Origin of the sequence: Methylomonas sp. EFPC1 (assembly GCF_016925515.1) — a bacterium.
Taxonomy (GTDB): domain Bacteria; phylum Pseudomonadota; class Gammaproteobacteria; order Methylococcales; family Methylomonadaceae; genus Methylomonas; species Methylomonas defluvii.
The window spans coordinates 991,834-1,006,595 of the sequence record NZ_CP070494.1; the positions used below are offsets into that span (position 1 = coordinate 991,834).

The following is a 14,762-nucleotide window of genomic DNA, read 5'->3' on the forward strand; positions in this document are numbered from 1 at the left end:
CGTGGGCGATAGGTTGTATCGGCGGTCCTGTTTATCGATGGCGGTTTAAAAATAATTGTTTTTATTCAATGATTTATTTTGTTGTTACTTGGGTTTTTGGAAAGTGGCATTCCATTTGCCATTACAAGTCGAAGTTCATCGATTTTTACGACAGATTGTTTAAACATCGGATCGGTGGCTTTCTTCTAAACCAAATTATCGAACCGTTCGGCCGCCGTTTAGGCGCACCGAATCAAACTTTTTGAGGATATATCATGAAAACAACCAGCCGTTTTATCAGCGTTTTATTCGGTGCAGTCGTGGTCTCGTCAGCCAGCGGCGGCGCCGTTGAGAATGTCATAGACAATTCCGCCCCGTTGGTCTATTACGAATTCAGCGCCGGAGGAGTCACCACTTATTTCACCGATTGCAAAGGCATGGGTTCGCAGAACGAAGTGGAGCAAACCAGGGTTAGTGCGCGGGGAGAGAACCTTACAGTTAAGATACCCGGACGCTTATCGGCTAAAAATATTACCTGCAGCAAAGGTTTGACCAAGTCGATGGATCTCTGGACTTGGCGACAACAGTTTGTCAGCGGTAGGTCGGGCAGGTCGCGGGTCGATGCGACGCTGATTGCCTATGACCAGACGATGACGCCCATCGCGGAGTGGAGCTTCAATGGCTTGTGGCCTGCTGCTATCGATTTCAACGAAACAACGCCCGGCAAAGAAACCATTGTGTTCGCCGTCGACCAAGTTCTACGTATGCGCTGATCGAAACCGGGGCTGGCGCCAAACAGTTGGTTTGTCGTCAAAAATCGGTGGCGGCGCCCTGGAAAACGCCATGGGTCCGGCTTTTCCAGCGCTTAGGTAATTTCAGATAGTGCTTGCGGAAGTTGGGGCATGGGGAGTCGGGTGATGATGGCCGGCTTTCCGGAGCCGCCCTGGCGCACGTTGCTGACATATAATGGTCAGCCGACACTCTGTTATTACCTATTACGAGACATCATGACCCAAGAATATAACGCGGCCGCCATAGAAGTACTGAGCGGCCTGGACCCGGTGCGCAAGCGCCCCGGTATGTATACCGATACCACCCGCCCCAACCATTTGGTGCAGGAAGTGGTGGACAACAGCGTGGACGAAGCCTTGGCCGGCCACGCCGATACCATCAATGTTGTACTTTATAAAGACGGCTCGGTGCGGGTGGATGATAACGGCCGGGGCATGCCGGTGGACATACATCCCGAGCAGGGCATTCCCGGCGTGGAAGTGATCCTGACCCAACTGCATGCCGGCGGTAAATTCTCCAACAAAAACTATCAATTTTCCGGTGGTCTGCACGGTGTCGGTGTGTCGGTAGTGAATGCCCTGTCGGAAAAACTGCTGGTTGAAATCAAGCGTGGCGGTGGTGTGTATCAAATGGCATTTGCCGGCGGCGACAAGGTTGGCGAATTACAGCAAAGCGGTACGGTTGGGAAAAACAACACCGGTACTAGCGTGCATTTTTGGCCGGACGGTAAATATTTCGACTCCAATCGGGTATCGGTCAGCAAACTCAAACATGTGTTGCGTGCCAAAGCGGTATTGTGTCCGGGCTTGAAAATTACTTTAAATTCCGAACTCAGCGACGAGCAATTCGAATGGTGTTATCAAAACGGCTTGCAGGAATATCTGCTGGATAGGGTGGGCGATGCCGAAATTTTTCCGCAACCGCCGTTCATGGCCAACATGGCGGCCAGCAACGAAGCGGTGGAGTGGGGCATCGTCTGGACGCCGGACAGTTTGCCGGAAACCATCGCCGAGAGTTATGTGAATCTGGTGCCGACTGCCCAAGGCGGTACTCATGTCAACGGCTTACGCGCCGGCTTGACCGAAGCGATGCGCGAGTTTCTGGATTTTCGTAACCTCTTGCCGCGCGGCGTGAAAATTGCCCCGGAAGACGTTTGGGAAAGCTGCCATTTTGTATTGTCGGTAAAACTGGAAGACCCGCAGTTTTCCGGGCAAACCAAGGAAAGGCTGAGTTCGCGCGAATGCGTGACCTTTGTATCCGGCGTCGCCAAGGATACGTTCAGCCTGTGGCTGAATCAGCATCCGCAGGAAGGCGAAAAGATCGCCGAAATCATCCTGGCTAGCGCCCAGAAACGCCTTAGAGCAGGCAAAAAAATCGTCCGCAAGAAAATCACCAGCGGCCCGGCTTTGCCTGGCAAACTGGCGGATTGTTCCGGACAGGACTTGAGTCGCACCGAACTGTTTTTGGTCGAGGGCGACTCGGCCGGCGGCTCGGCCAAACAGGCGCGGGATCGCGAATTTCAGGCCATCATGCCGTTGCGCGGTAAAATTCTGAACACCTGGGAAGTCGATTCCGGCGAGGTGATGGCCTCTCAGGAGGTACACGACATCGCGGTGGCGCTGGGCATCGAACCCGACAGCAACGACCTGCAAAATTTGCGCTACGGCAAGATCTGCATCCTGGCCGACGCCGACTCCGATGGCAATCATATTGCCACCTTGATTTGCGCGTTGTTTTACCAGCATTTCAATGCCTTGGTCAGGGCCGGGCATGTGTTCGTGGCGATGCCGCCGTTGTATCGTATCGATGTCGGCAAGAAGGTATTTTACGCGCTGGACGAATCGGAACGACTGGGCGTATTGGCGCGCATCGAAGCCGAAAAGCTCACCGGCAAGATCAACATCCAGCGCTTTAAAGGTTTGGGCGAGATGAATCCCTCGCAATTGCGGGAAACCACGATGAATCCCGACACCCGCCGCCTGGTGCAGTTAACGGTAGCCGAAAACGACGATACCCGCGAACAGATGGATCTGTTATTGGCGAAGAAGCGTGCCGGCGATAGGAAAAGTTGGCTGGAAGATCGGGGCAACTTAGCGCAAATATAAGCGACACTCTGGCCGGAGTTAGAGGGCTCCGGCTGGCTTGACCGTCAAATATCCATCAACAGCATTGGAATGCCGTAGGTCAGTATGAAGTAACTAAATGCGTAAACTACGCTGACGCTGGTTGGGTAACTGAAGAAAGCGCGAAAGATATAGCTGACGATGGAGATATACCATACAACCAAAAACACCGCGATGCCTATGCCGATTTCTTCGCGGTAGATATGGTGTTGCAATACCAGCCAATAGTCGAGCGCTTCGGCAGCGACAGCCAAGGTCATGATGAAATTCTCGCAGACGAAAATCGAGGTATACAATTGGTTGAAGCAGCCCCATTTTTTTTCCATCAGCAATAAGATCGCCACCGAGCCGAAGGCCATGGTGGTGCGACCTAAAACTTCCAAGGTGCCGTCCGCCGGATCGGAGATTAAGCCTTCAACGATCATCCCGGAAATCAGATAGAACGCCACGTTTTTCCACATAAACGAGTTAGGCGGGACTAACTCGGACGGGTTGTTCAGAAACCAGCAAGAGGATAGATACTTCAGGAGTAAATTCATAATCGACACTTATATTCGATAAAAGCAGGTTTTATCGAATTGAAAAAACCGTCCATTATAGACGGGCGGCAGCATAACGGGGTTTTGACTTCGTTTTAGGTGCGTATTTGGAGTATATGGTGCCGCCGTTTAAGGCGATGCAGCCTGCGGTTTTACCGATTCGTTTGTATAATAGCCCTTCATTTCTCCGCGTGTGGCCAGCAAGTGCCAACGCTCATGCCCAATCAAACTCCGGAACCTTCATGATCGAACTAGGCAAATTCAACACTTTAACCGTCGTTAGCCAGCGCGATAATCAGTATGGTCTGGATGGTGGGGAGCTTGGCGAGATCGCGCTGGCGGATAAAGATGCACCGGACAATCTAAAGGTCGGCGATACCGTAAACGCCTTTGTCTTCATTGACGGTAAGAATCAAACTATCGCTACCCTGCAAACGCCGCTTGCGCAAGTCGATCAGGTGGCCTGGTTAAAATGTATATCACTCAGCCATGCCGGTGCGTTTTTGGGATGGGGCTTGCCCAAGGATTTGTTGCTGCCGTTCAGCGAGCAAAAGGGGAAAGTCGTCGAAGGCCGATCATATCTGGTGCGCCTGTTTTTAGACGAAAACAACCGCATCGCCGCCACAATGATGCTGGACGATTTTATTCAGGATCAGGCGTTTTATTACAAAGACGGCCAGGCGGTGCAACTCATTATCGCCGACGAAACCGACTTGGGCTTTAAAGCGGTGGTGGATAATCAATATTGGGGCGTGTTGTATAAAAGCGAAACTTTTCAGCCCTTGCAAAAAGGCCAGTCATTGACTGGCTATATTAAAAAAGTCCGCCCCGACAATAAGCTGGATTTGGTCCTGAGCCAGGAAAAATACGGTCAGAAAGTCGATGCCACGTCCGAAAAGATTCTGGCGATACTCACAAAGCGCGGCGGCTATGTGGCGCTAACCGACAAAAGTGCGCCGGAAATTATTTACTATACCTTTGGCGTCAGCAAAAAAGTCTTTAAGCAAGCGATAGGTGGCTTGTATAAACAACGACGGATAGTGATCGAAGAATCTGGCATCCGCCTGGTCGATCAGGCTTAAATTATCTTTGGCTAAGGTAGAGACGCAATATTGTGCGTCTCTATCGAGTCAGCCTAGAGCGCCTAAGGCCGATATTGCGAGAACACATAATCGGTTTTTTGCTCGGAGGCATGACAGGCAAAGCACGATGTGCCGCCGTCTTTCACCAGCCGTTCGGTTTTGCTGTTGCCGGCAAAACCTTCAAAGCCCCAGCCGCCGGTCGCGGCAAATTTTTTCGCGTCTTTCAGCATCACGCCCACCAGCTTGCGTTCGCCTTCCTGGATGGTTTTATCCTTTTCCTGATATTGCAACAAGTCGAACACCAACACCGAGCCGTCTGCGTACTTACCGGTTTTCAAACCCGCTTCCGCTTGTTTATTGGCGTAGACATGGTGCAAGCCTTGAAACGGATTCTCCAGGGCGTGGCCGGGTTGAATCAGCATGCTTTTAGCGTGCAGCCAGTTGCGATAGCCCTCCGGAAACGGTACGGCCTGATCGGCCGCAAACGCGGTAAAGGCAACTGTGCCTAGCAGGCCCGCCATCAACAACGAAATGCTTTTTTTCATGATCGTATCCCCCATAAAAAGTAAAGACCCTATAATTTCGAATCGAAACTATAGGGTCTTTTTAAGCGGGTTTGCGGATTTTGTCAAACAAATAGTGATGCGCTATTAGTTTGCTTGGCGAAGCGCGGCTGAATAGTAGGTGCGGTGTTAAGCGGGAATGGCGGTTAAGACGAAAGCAGGGGAGGGAAAGATGGCGTGGCGTTGGGCTGCAAAGGCTTGCAACCCAAGTGACCAGCTAATTAAATCTTACCGTCCAACCCCATCTGAAAATATTTATGGGTGATTTTTTCTTGGTTTTCCAGCAGCCAATCAATATCCGGCGTGTTGGTCATGGCTTTATGAATGGCTTTGGCCATGGCCTCGCGGTGGATGTTGAACAAAATTTGATGATCCAGCTTGTCATCTTTGATCACGCTGGGATTCAACCATACCGAGCAAATAATCCCCAAGTCGTTGGCTTTTTCTTTGGGAATATCACCCGCGCGCACGGCATCCAATACGCCGTTAGCAATCGCTGCCTGCACGGTGCCCATTAAAATATTGGTATAACGGCTGTTCTTGACAGTGACCTTGCTGACCATCAGCGTGACCGGGCGCACCTGAATATCGGTATTTAAAATCGCGAATACCCGGGTGTGGCCCTGAACTTGATCGCCGGTTAAAGTGGCAATCGCGGTGCCGACCGGTCCGTCCAGTTCGCCGATGATGATTTCCGGTTCTGCCGCCGTACCGGCTGGGCCGCCCGCTACCAAGGCTTCGCCGGTGCGCATAATGATTCTTTTGCTCATGTGGGTCTCCAAATGTATGTTGAGGTTAGTAATTTTCCGGAGGGAGGGGGAGCTAGGCGTCACGGCTCAACACCATCGCCCCGTATTCTTCCGGTGTGATTATGCCGCCCAGACTTTCTGCAGCGTGACTATCGCAAGCCGGCAACACATCCTGCACCGCATCAATACGCTTCCATTGCGGCAACGGCGTGTCTTGATGGGCTTGCGGCACGTATTTCGAGCTGGCAAGCCGGCTCATGCGGTGGATATAACGCGGACAGTTGATGAATATCTCGCTAATCGCCACCCGCACCATCAGCTCGGCGCCAGGGTATTCGGCCAGCAGCGGATCGTTGGCTTCAATGCGGGCGTCGCCATGCACCCGAATCCGGTGCGGGGTTTCGAAGTCGATGAACAGCATGCCGATTTTCGAGTTGCCGTTGATATTGCCCATCGACAAAAACATGCCATTGCCGTCGTAACTGGGGAACGCCAGTTCCTGGGGATTAACCACCTTCACCAAGCCGGGATTGCCGCCCTTGTAAGAGCAAGTCGGGTAACCGCGCTGGTCTATCGTAGTCAGAAAGAAAAAATCCCGGCTCTCAATAAACGGCTGATGCTGCTCGCTGACTTGCTGTTCAACGATCATTTGTTCCAAACGATCCGCGAGCTTGACGGTGTCGTGTTGAGATTGCAATTGGCGGTGCTGCGGGCTGTAAAAGTCGCTCATGGGCGATGCTCCTTGATGGGATGGTGCGGCGATTCTAACAGGAATGCTGGTTAGTCAGGTTTTGCGGTTGCAAGAAACGGAACGCCTGGTCGGATTGCTACGAGGAGCGTGGGAACAATAAAAAACGCCTTATTTTCTCAGCCAATTGAACGCCGCGCTTAATTTGCGTTTGGCGTCGTTTTCGATGATTCGGTCATGAGCCAGCACAATCCGCTCAACATCCAACGCCAGCAGCGCATCGACCGAGCGCGCCAATGCGGTTTTATCTTTAACCAACAGTTTCATGGTTCGCGACATTGCCAGTTGATCGTAGACGCCGAGCAGTCTCGCTACAACGCGCGCTAATCCGATGTGTTCAGCGCCGAAGCAAAATAGCAGGTCGGTAAGAATCAAAGTACCCGTTGTGCTGTGAAACCAAGCCGTCTCGTTAATGATGGGTAGGCCTTCCACAAATACGGGGATTAATTCGGTCGTCCAGGCCGGCTTTTCCAATGGTGACAGCACCGGGTAAGCGCTAAGGTCCGGCCGCTTTTCCGCTAACCCTGGCGCGATATAGCCTTCGGCATTCGGGAACGCCTTCATGAATGGCGTAAAAAACAGGTGGTGGCTCTTGTTCGGTGCCAGCACATAACGCACTGGGCCGATTTCGGCAATTTCAGTCACCAGTTGGGCTGACGGCTCGATCGGCGAATGCACCCAAATCGATCCGTCCCGCAGTTTGACGAAAGTGGCTCTGGTGCTTAGATTTAACGGACCGAATTTAATAGCTTGCTGTGCATACCAGATTTGGCCGGGAACGAGAGTTTTTAGGAGCACTTGGTCTTGGGGCTAAGTAAAACTGGATATGCTAAAAGACGAAAAGTACGGTGTCAAAGCCTTGAATGGACAAGAAGAGTTAGTCCGCGTGGGCACAAAAGCCGTGCCCACCCTACGCAAATGCGGTCGTTTTTCTCCCGTATGCCGCGCCGAGTACCGGAGCTTTCGCCGGGACCAGCCCGAAGGGGCGATGCAGGGATGCATCGCGTTGACGAAGGGGCAGGAAGCCCCTTTCGGCAACCCCCGGCGAAAGCGACAAATTTGCCAGGAGCAAATTTGAACAGCCAACGGCTGGCCCGAAGGGCGAAAACCATGGATGGTTTTCGTAGCAACGCAGGAGATAAGCGGCATCCGGGTGTCTTTTCTTTTGGATACTTTTCTTTGGACAAGCAAAGAAAAGTATCTCGGCTGTCGGTCCGAGAACCGACATTTAAAACTCGTCGCGATAGCGACACAAAACCTAAATCCCGCGTGGGCACAAAAAACCGTGCCCACCCTACGAAATTTTTTCTAGATTTGACAAGTCATTGGGCTTCAGTCTTTCGAGAATCGATCCAAAAGCCATTCTTAAAAATGACTTGGGCTTCGACTGGTATTGAAGGGCAGCAAAGAGAGTCATGTTTAAAATCAAATTCCTTAGCGGAGTACCAAAGCTGATTGTCCTTAACATAAAGTTTATTGATAAACCGTGGAAAGTTTTCCGAGGTTGTAGAAGGCATCGAGTATTCTGGGACTATATGAAAGTTTTGACTGTAGTCCCGTCTGAGAGCAGCAAATGCAGGCCTACTCATCGCTGTGCCTCCACTACATTCTCTGTCAATATCGTATAGCGCTACGACATATTCCGTATCGGGTTTGTCGTCAATTTGAAATCGAATGATATTTTGCTCATCCATATGAATCAAGCATCCAACAGAGTTTGCGTATGCCGATATTGTTGCTGCAATTTGTTTGGAGGGGAGCACCGTTTCGTCTGCGGAAGTCCCAATAGAGACACACATAAGTAAAGCCAATAGAATACGTTTCAGCATCGGAAAACAGGTAGAGATAGGAATCTCGATCAAATTCTTCTGGCTATTTGTGGACAAATAAAACTTTGGCGGGAAAAATAGTTCGAGTTAAATCAATTCTAATCTATTCAAGCAAACACCTTCCAAAGCATCGCCATCGTAAACGCCAAATTAAACCCAATCATCCATTTCAACAGCTTAAACTCACCCTCGGCATACATCTGATACTTCAGCATTTGCTCTTGGACAAAATGCAGATGATCTTCTTTACTGAGTTGCTGGATGGCTTCCGCTGCCTTGATTGCCTTGGGCTCGCTGACGCCGGCTTCTTTCAGTGCTTGGTAAACTTCTGCGATCTTTGAGGTCATGTTGTTCCTCCACTAACGGGCTACCAAAGTATACCAAGTTTCATCAGCTCGATATTTCAAGCCGATTTAACATTCCCCCCATGCAACCCACATTCCTTCTTAGCCGCATCTTCCCACCACCAACGTCCCGCGCGTTCGTGTTGATTTGGTAACACCGGCCGGGTGCAAGGCTCGCAGCCGATGCTGATATAGCCGTGTTGGTGGAGTTCGTTGAACGGTACCTGATAGGCTTCGATGTAATCCCACACCTGCGCGGATGACCAGTTCAGCAGCGGGTTGAATTTGATCAGCTGTTTGCCGGGGGCCGAGAAGCCGGCGTCCAGTTGTACTTCCGGGATGTCGCCGCGGGTGTCCAGGCTTTGGTCTTTGCGTTGGCCGGTGATCCAGGCGTCCAAGGTTGCCAGTTTGCGCTTCAACGGCTCTACCTTGCGGATGCCGCAGCATTGTTGGTGGCCGTCTTCGTAAAAGCTGAACAGGCCTTTTTCTTTGACAAAGGCATCCAAATGCTCGCGATCCGGGTTCAAGATGTCGATGGCGATTCCGTAATGCTTACGCACTTGTTCCATGAAACGGTAAGTCTCCGGATGCAGGCGGCCGGTGTCCAGAGAGAACACTTGAATATCCTTGCGGATTTGCAAAGCCATGTCGATCAGCACCACGTCTTCCGCACCACTGAAGGAGATGGCGATGTTATCGAAATGGGCTAGCGCGGCTTTTAAGATGGTGCGCGGATTTTTGCCTTGCAACTCGGTTTGGGCGGTGCTTAAGTCGAATTCAGTCATGGATTTAGCTCTGGGCAAAGTAACGGGATAAATACTCATCAAAGTCCAACTTGTCGTTAGCTTCGATGTCGGCTTGTTTTTGCAGGGACGCGGCAGCCATGTCTTCGAATTGGCGTTGCGTGTCCTCGTCCAAGGGTTCGGCATTGAAATAATGCTTATGCAAGGCCGAGGTGTTGCTGGCAAAACAGCCAAACTCTTGGCCGTTTTCGCGCATGCAAGCCAGAATGCGGGCAGACGGCGTCAAGGCCGGGTTGTCTACGACCGCCAACTGGTGTTGCAAGGCCAATTGATACGGGCGGTCCAGGCTGCCTCTATCCAGCACCGCGCAGATGGGTTGCATGGCATACAGGATGCTGTGCGCCCACTGCTGTAAGGTGACGGTGTCGCCGCCCCGGTTTAATTGCAAACCGGGGCGGCGGCCTTGATTGGCGACCAGCAATTGGTTGCTGTTGTTAACCTGGAATTCGTCCGGGCCTTGCGGGGGGCTGTCCTGCAATAGGCAGTACAACAAAAACGCTTCGACAAAGCGGGCGGTGCTTTCGTCTATGCCGATCGGATTCAGCAGATTCAAGTCCAGCGAGCGCATTTCCACATACAGCACGCCGCGGCGTTTGAGGGCTAGCGTCGGCTTTTCGCCGGATTTGGCGATCTGCTTGGGGCGCATGGTGCTGTAAAACTCGTTTTCGATTTGCAGGATGTTGGCGTTCAGCTGCTGATACTCACCATCCACTTTCACGCCGATGGCTTCGTAGTCCGGATACGGGGTGTTGATGGCTGCGCTCAGACTGTCCACGTAGCCGTCCAGCGAGTTGTAATCGATCTTCAAGCCCGCCTGGTTCTTGCTCTTGTAACCGATGTCGCTCATGCGCAGCGAGGTCGCATAGGGGTGGAACACGGTGTGCTCGTCAAACTCCTTGAATTGCTCCATCAATTGCGGGCGGCTTTTGAAAAAGGTTTTGCAAATGGCCGGCGAGGCGCCGAACAAATACAGAATCAGCCAGCCTTGGCGGTGGAAGTTACGGATCAAACCGAAATAAGCGTTGGAGATAAAGTCTTCCAGGCCGGTCGTGCAGCCGCTTTGCTGGTACAGCGCCGGCCACAGCGCCTCCGGCACCGAATAATTAAAATGGATGCCGGCAATGGCTTGCATGGTGCGACCGTAACGGTGCCACAAACCTTTACGGTAAACGTGCTTCATCTTGCCGATATTGGATTTGCCGTACTCGGCGATGGGGATGCTCAAGTCGCCGTCGATACCGCAGGGCATGCTGGTGGCCAGCAGCATTTCCTCGCCTAGATGCGGGTAGACAAACTGGTGGAGTTGATGCATGTAGTCCAGGGTTTGGCGGATGTCGGCGAACGGCGGGGTGATAAATTCCAGCAGCGCTTCCGAGTAATCGGTGGTGATGTAAGGGTGGGTCAATGCCGAACCGAGCGCCGTGGGGTGAGGCGTTTGCGCTATCTCGCCATGCTCGGTGATGCGCAGGCTTTCTTTCTCGATGCCTTTCAGGCCTTGTTTTAACAGGTATTGTTGATCGTTATCGATCAGATATTTAAGACGGTCGGGTAAACGGCAGTAAGTAATGAGCATAGAAAATTAGGCGCCTTCCGCGGCTGGGGTAAGCGCGGCATTATATAGGGTGGATTTTAATTTATTGAAATCGGCGTGCTGTAAAGTGAATCAAGGAGATTGGGGATGTGCGTGACTATTTCAAGGCGTATAAGGCCGTAGCGGATTTCGCATGGATCGGGCGGTTGCGGATGATGGCCTGATCTATGGTCTAATACCGCGACAACTTTTTTGCCGGTTTAGATTTAGCAAGTAATGATTTATGAGCAATAACCCCGCCCTGCAAACCCTGCGTAGCGTGTTCGGCTACGATAGTTTTCGCGGCCAGCAGCAACACATTATCGAGCAATTGATCGGCGGCCGGGATGTGTTGGTATTGATGCCGACCGGCGGCGGCAAGTCCTTGTGCTACCAGATACCGGCCTTGGTGATGGATGGCGTCGGCATCGTAATTTCGCCGTTGATTGCGTTGATGCAGGATCAGGTCAGCGCTTTACACCAAGTGGGCGTGCGAGCGGCCTATTTAAATTCGACGCTGGCGCTGGAGCAGGTACGCGAAATCGAACAGCAATTGCAGAACGGCGAGTTGGATTTGCTCTACATCGCCCCGGAGCGCTTATCCAACGCCAGAACCCAAGCCCTGTTTGCTCGCTGCAAGATTGCGTTGTTTGCCATCGACGAGGCGCATTGTGTGTCGCAATGGGGCCACGATTTTCGTGCCGATTACTTGTTGTTGTCGGTATTGCACGAACAGTTTCCGCAAGTGCCGCGCATTGCCTTAACCGCGACCGCCGACGAGCGCACCCGCCAGGAAATTATTGCCCGCTTGGCGCTGGAACAGGCCCAAGTCTTCGTTAGTGGTTTCGACCGGCCGAACATTCGCTATCGGATCATTCAAAAAGACAATGCCCGCCAGCAATTGCTGAACTTTATCCGCACCGAACACCCCGGCGACACCGGCATCGTCTATTGCTTGTCGCGCAAAAAAGTCGAGGAAACTGCCGACTGGTTGAATCAAAAAGGCCTGAAAGCGCTGCCTTACCATGCCGGCATGGAGCATAGAGAGCGGCAGAAAAATCAGCACCAGTTTTTGATGGAAGACGGCTTGATCATCGTCGCCACGATTGCCTTTGGCATGGGCATAGACAAGCCCAACGTGCGCTTCGTGGCCCATCTGGATTTGCCGAAAAGCGTGGAAGCCTATTATCAGGAGACGGGCAGGGCGGGGCGCGACGGCCTGCCGGCCAATGCCTGGATGGCGTATGGTTTGCAGGATGTATTGACCCTGCGGCAGATGCTCAGTGCGTCTAACGCCGACGAGGCGCACAAACGCATTGAATTGCATAAACTGGATGCGATGCTGGCTTTGTGCGAAATGGTCAGTTGCCGGCGGCAGGCGCTGCTTGGCTACTTTGGTGACGTTCTGGAGCAGGGCTGCGGCAATTGCGATACCTGCCTGGAGCCGGTGGAAACCTGGGATGGCAGCGTTGCCGCGCAGCAAGCCTTGTCGTGCATCTATCGCACCGGCCAGCGCTTTGGCGTGACTTATTTGATCGACGTGTTGCTGGGCAAAGCCGATGACCGCATGCGCCAGTTCGGCCATGACAAGCAGTCCACCTTCGGGATCGGTAAAGCGCTGGACGAAAAACAATGGCGCTCGGTGTTTCGGCAATTGGTCGCCAAGTCTTTGGTGGAAATCGATTTCGAAGGTCACGGTAGTTTGAAACTGACCGATGCCTGCCGGCCGGTGTTACGCGGCGAGCAAACTTTGATGTTGCGCAAGGATGCGCAGATCGCCAAGACCCGCCGCGAAAAAGCCGAAAAACGCCAGCCGGGTGGCGCTGCGGACAGCGCCTTGTGGAATGCTTTGCGAGCCAAACGCAAGGAACTGGCCGACGAGCAGGACGTGCCGCCGTACTTCATCTTTAATGATGCGACGTTAATGATGATGGTGGATGTTCGTCCACGTAATCACCAACAAATGGCAACAATTTCCGGTGTTGGCCAGCGCAAGCTGGAGCTATACGGCGATGAGTTTTTGGCGGTGTTAGCCCAATTCGACGACGAGCCGCCGGTATCAGCCACCGACACGGTTCAGGAAAGTCTGGATTTATTTCGATTGGGTTATAGCGTCGAGCAAGTGGCGAAACAGCGCAGCCTGAGCGAGGACACGATTTATAACCACATGGCCAAAAGCCTGGAACTGGGGCTGGTGGCACTGGGCGATGTGTTGAGTTTGTCGCCGGCGGAAGTCAGTGAAATCGAGGTGGTGTTGTTAAGTTTGCCGGAAGACCAGCGCAACGCCTTGAAGCCGGTCTACGAGCAACTGGGCGGCGCTTATAGTTACGGCGTGTTGCGTTGTGTCAGAGCGGCTTTACAGCAGCAGCTTGGTTGAGTTTGTCGTGCGTGAAGCGGTAATCAGTCTTAAGGCAATGATCCAGCCACTTTTGCAGGAAATAGTTTAAGCGCCATTTGTAATTTCTGATTTCCACCAGATTGCCGGGGTCTTGGTAAACCTTATCGACTGTCGGCCGGTCGATGTCGCGCAGCACTTCCGCCAATTGCGCATCCAGATAAATCCGAATTTTCACCGCCGGCACGATGTGCTCCGACAGTTGTTGGTCGAAGCAATGGCTAAGTTCTATCGTCAAAGTGTAGGGGTTGCGCTCCAGCACTTGCAGATACAGCGCCGGTTTGTTCTGGGTCAGGCCCACGGCGGTTTTATCGAAGGAGCGCAGATTCGGAATCAGCCTGAATAGCTTTTGATAATTGGATTCGCAGATCTTTTCCAGACAGAGTGCGGTGTTGACCGGTTGCACCAAGCTCATGCTTAGTCTTCCCGATAACAAGCGTTGGCGCTGGCGGTTTCCCACAACACCACTTGATCGACATTAAAGCCTTGTTGTTTGACGTGCTGGTAAATCATCTTGCTCAACACTTCGGCGGTGGGATGTTCGTCGATAGCCAAAAACTGTTCGTTGTTGGCGACCAAAGCCGGGATGATTGGATCGTCTTTATGCAGTAAAAAATTGTGATCCAACACCTTATTGATAAAGCCGTCCACGCAGTCTTTCACGTCCGAAAAATCACAGACCATACCCTGATCGTTGAGGTTGTTTTGTTTGATGGAGATGCTGGCTTTGACGCTGTGGCCGTGCAAGTTGCGGCACTTGCCCGGATGGTTCATCAGGCGGTGGCCGTAGCAAAAATAAACTTCTTTGGTGATGATATACATAGCGTGCTACGTCCTTGTCAGGAGCGGGTGTTGTCCTTAATTGCCTTTAATGCTTTTGATTGAGGCGGCTATTTCAAAGCTGCCGTCGCCTTGCTTGACGCTGCGTACCACTTCGATAAAAGCCGTCATTGGTGGGGTGATTTGGGTTTTAGGCATGATGCTGACTTCCATGGCTAAACCGACATCGAACGGCCGGTTGGCAATAAACGATACGCCGGCGCCGCTCAGCGTTGTGCATTTGCCGGTACTGACCTCGCTGGAATCGGCCAGCTTATAGGTAATGTCACAGTCCACATCCATACGGATGTAATCGCGTTTTTCATCATGATTCAGCATTGGCTTCCCCCGATTCGGATTGGCAGTGGTTGGGTAAAAAATCAGTCGCAAGGAGTTTACTATAAAAATCCGCCGCTCTGGTTAGGAA

General features: G+C 52.2%; 16 protein-coding genes. 4 read left to right on the plus strand and 12 right to left on the minus strand.

Going from position 1 to position 14,762, the window contains the following annotated elements; all coding sequences use genetic code 11:
* The first annotated feature begins 254 nt into the window (after positions 1–254).
* Complete coding sequence (locus tag JWZ98_RS04705) at positions 255–752, plus strand: phage tail protein (protein WP_205453459.1); 498 nt, start codon at positions 255–257, stop codon at positions 750–752.
* Between the two features lie 234 nt (positions 753–986).
* The gene (gene parE, locus JWZ98_RS04710) at positions 987–2,876 is read left to right on the plus strand and encodes a DNA topoisomerase IV subunit B (protein WP_205453460.1); all 1,890 of its coding nucleotides are present in this window, start codon (positions 987–989) and stop codon (positions 2,874–2,876) included.
* Between the two features lie 44 nt (positions 2,877–2,920).
* Here parE and JWZ98_RS04715 read toward each other — a convergent pair whose 3' ends face one another.
* Positions 2,921–3,433, minus strand: coding sequence for a hypothetical protein (locus JWZ98_RS04715; protein WP_240348211.1), 513 nt, complete (start codon positions 3,431–3,433; stop codon positions 2,921–2,923).
* 242 nt (positions 3,434–3,675) lie between these two features.
* On the opposite strand from JWZ98_RS04715, the gene JWZ98_RS04720 reads away from it, so the two are divergent.
* On the plus strand, positions 3,676–4,515 hold the full coding sequence (locus JWZ98_RS04720; RefSeq protein ID WP_205453461.1) for a S1-like domain-containing RNA-binding protein: 840 nt from the start codon (positions 3,676–3,678) through the stop codon (positions 4,513–4,515).
* A gap of 62 nt (positions 4,516–4,577) precedes the next feature.
* Here the strand turns inward: JWZ98_RS04720 and JWZ98_RS04725 are convergent, their stop codons facing one another.
* The 8 genes from JWZ98_RS04725 to gshA all read right to left on the minus strand — a co-directional run bounded on the left by JWZ98_RS04725 (position 4,578) and on the right by gshA (position 11,124).
* The gene (locus tag JWZ98_RS04725) at positions 4,578–5,060 is read right to left on the minus strand and encodes a cytochrome P460 family protein (protein ID WP_174843446.1); all 483 of its coding nucleotides are present in this window, start codon (positions 5,058–5,060) and stop codon (positions 4,578–4,580) included.
* Positions 5,061–5,299: 239 nt separating this feature from the next.
* Positions 5,300–5,848, minus strand: coding sequence for a formaldehyde-activating enzyme (gene fae, locus JWZ98_RS04730; protein WP_205453462.1), 549 nt, complete (start codon positions 5,846–5,848; stop codon positions 5,300–5,302).
* A 52-nt stretch (positions 5,849–5,900) separates the two neighbouring features.
* Positions 5,901–6,557, minus strand: coding sequence for a pyridoxamine 5'-phosphate oxidase family protein (locus JWZ98_RS04735; protein ID WP_033157099.1), 657 nt, complete (start codon positions 6,555–6,557; stop codon positions 5,901–5,903).
* A gap of 129 nt (positions 6,558–6,686) precedes the next feature.
* On the minus strand, positions 6,687–7,373 hold the full coding sequence (locus JWZ98_RS04740) for a DUF4336 domain-containing protein (protein ID WP_205453463.1): 687 nt from the start codon (positions 7,371–7,373) through the stop codon (positions 6,687–6,689).
* Between the two features lie 524 nt (positions 7,374–7,897).
* On the minus strand, positions 7,898–8,404 hold the full coding sequence (locus tag JWZ98_RS04745; RefSeq protein WP_205453464.1) for a hypothetical protein: 507 nt from the start codon (positions 8,402–8,404) through the stop codon (positions 7,898–7,900).
* Between the two features lie 107 nt (positions 8,405–8,511).
* Positions 8,512–8,751: a hypothetical protein gene (locus tag JWZ98_RS04750; RefSeq protein WP_205453465.1), complete on the minus strand. Its 240-nt coding sequence runs from the start codon at positions 8,749–8,751 to the stop codon at positions 8,512–8,514.
* A gap of 56 nt (positions 8,752–8,807) precedes the next feature.
* Positions 8,808–9,533, minus strand: coding sequence for a phosphoadenylyl-sulfate reductase (locus tag JWZ98_RS04755; protein ID WP_205453466.1), 726 nt, complete (start codon positions 9,531–9,533; stop codon positions 8,808–8,810).
* 4 nt (positions 9,534–9,537) lie between these two features.
* The gene (gene gshA, locus JWZ98_RS04760; protein ID WP_205453467.1) at positions 9,538–11,124 is read right to left on the minus strand and encodes a glutamate--cysteine ligase; all 1,587 of its coding nucleotides are present in this window, start codon (positions 11,122–11,124) and stop codon (positions 9,538–9,540) included.
* Positions 11,125–11,365: 241 nt separating this feature from the next.
* On the opposite strand from gshA, the gene recQ reads away from it, so the two are divergent.
* The gene (gene recQ / locus JWZ98_RS04765) at positions 11,366–13,498 is read left to right on the plus strand and encodes a DNA helicase RecQ (RefSeq protein ID WP_205453468.1); all 2,133 of its coding nucleotides are present in this window, start codon (positions 11,366–11,368) and stop codon (positions 13,496–13,498) included.
* Here recQ and JWZ98_RS04770 read toward each other — a convergent pair.
* The 3 genes from JWZ98_RS04770 to JWZ98_RS04780 are packed head-to-tail and all read right to left on the minus strand — an operon-like array spanning position 13,467 to position 14,674.
* Positions 13,467–13,931 (minus strand): DUF1249 domain-containing protein, encoded by a 465-nt coding sequence (locus tag JWZ98_RS04770; protein WP_192393243.1) that lies wholly within the window; start codon positions 13,929–13,931, stop codon positions 13,467–13,469. The genes recQ and JWZ98_RS04770 overlap by 32 nt on opposite strands.
* A gap of 2 nt (positions 13,932–13,933) precedes the next feature.
* On the minus strand, positions 13,934–14,338 hold the full coding sequence (locus tag JWZ98_RS04775) for a 6-carboxytetrahydropterin synthase (protein ID WP_205453469.1): 405 nt from the start codon (positions 14,336–14,338) through the stop codon (positions 13,934–13,936).
* Between the two features lie 36 nt (positions 14,339–14,374).
* On the minus strand, positions 14,375–14,674 hold the full coding sequence (locus tag JWZ98_RS04780; protein WP_033157090.1) for a PilZ domain-containing protein: 300 nt from the start codon (positions 14,672–14,674) through the stop codon (positions 14,375–14,377).
* Positions 14,675–14,762 lie beyond the last annotated feature (88 nt).

Coding starts and splice junctions, on each gene's coding strand:
- JWZ98_RS04705 (WP_205453459.1), top strand. CDS start 255: ATGAAAACAACCAGCCGTTTTATCAGCGTTTTATTCGGTGCAGTCGTG.
- JWZ98_RS04725 (WP_174843446.1), bottom strand. CDS start 5,060: ATGAAAAAAAGCATTTCGTTGTTGATGGCGGGCCTGCTAGGCACAGTT.
- parE (WP_205453460.1), top strand. CDS start 987: ATGACCCAAGAATATAACGCGGCCGCCATAGAAGTACTGAGCGGCCTG.
- JWZ98_RS04720 (WP_205453461.1), top strand. CDS start 3,676: ATGATCGAACTAGGCAAATTCAACACTTTAACCGTCGTTAGCCAGCGC.
- JWZ98_RS04755 (WP_205453466.1), bottom strand. CDS start 9,533: ATGACTGAATTCGACTTAAGCACCGCCCAAACCGAGTTGCAAGGCAAA.
- JWZ98_RS04775 (WP_205453469.1), bottom strand. CDS start 14,338: ATGTATATCATCACCAAAGAAGTTTATTTTTGCTACGGCCACCGCCTG.
- JWZ98_RS04745 (WP_205453464.1), bottom strand. CDS start 8,404: ATGCTGAAACGTATTCTATTGGCTTTACTTATGTGTGTCTCTATTGGG.
- fae (WP_205453462.1), bottom strand. CDS start 5,848: ATGAGCAAAAGAATCATTATGCGCACCGGCGAAGCCTTGGTAGCGGGC.
- gshA (WP_205453467.1), bottom strand. CDS start 11,124: ATGCTCATTACTTACTGCCGTTTACCCGACCGTCTTAAATATCTGATC.
- JWZ98_RS04770 (WP_192393243.1), bottom strand. CDS start 13,931: ATGAGCTTGGTGCAACCGGTCAACACCGCACTCTGTCTGGAAAAGATC.
- recQ (WP_205453468.1), top strand. CDS start 11,366: ATGAGCAATAACCCCGCCCTGCAAACCCTGCGTAGCGTGTTCGGCTAC.
- JWZ98_RS04715 (WP_240348211.1), bottom strand. CDS start 3,433: ATGAATTTACTCCTGAAGTATCTATCCTCTTGCTGGTTTCTGAACAAC.
- JWZ98_RS04780 (WP_033157090.1), bottom strand. CDS start 14,674: ATGCTGAATCATGATGAAAAACGCGATTACATCCGTATGGATGTGGAC.
- JWZ98_RS04750 (WP_205453465.1), bottom strand. CDS start 8,751: ATGACCTCAAAGATCGCAGAAGTTTACCAAGCACTGAAAGAAGCCGGC.
- JWZ98_RS04735 (WP_033157099.1), bottom strand. CDS start 6,557: ATGAGCGACTTTTACAGCCCGCAGCACCGCCAATTGCAATCTCAACAC.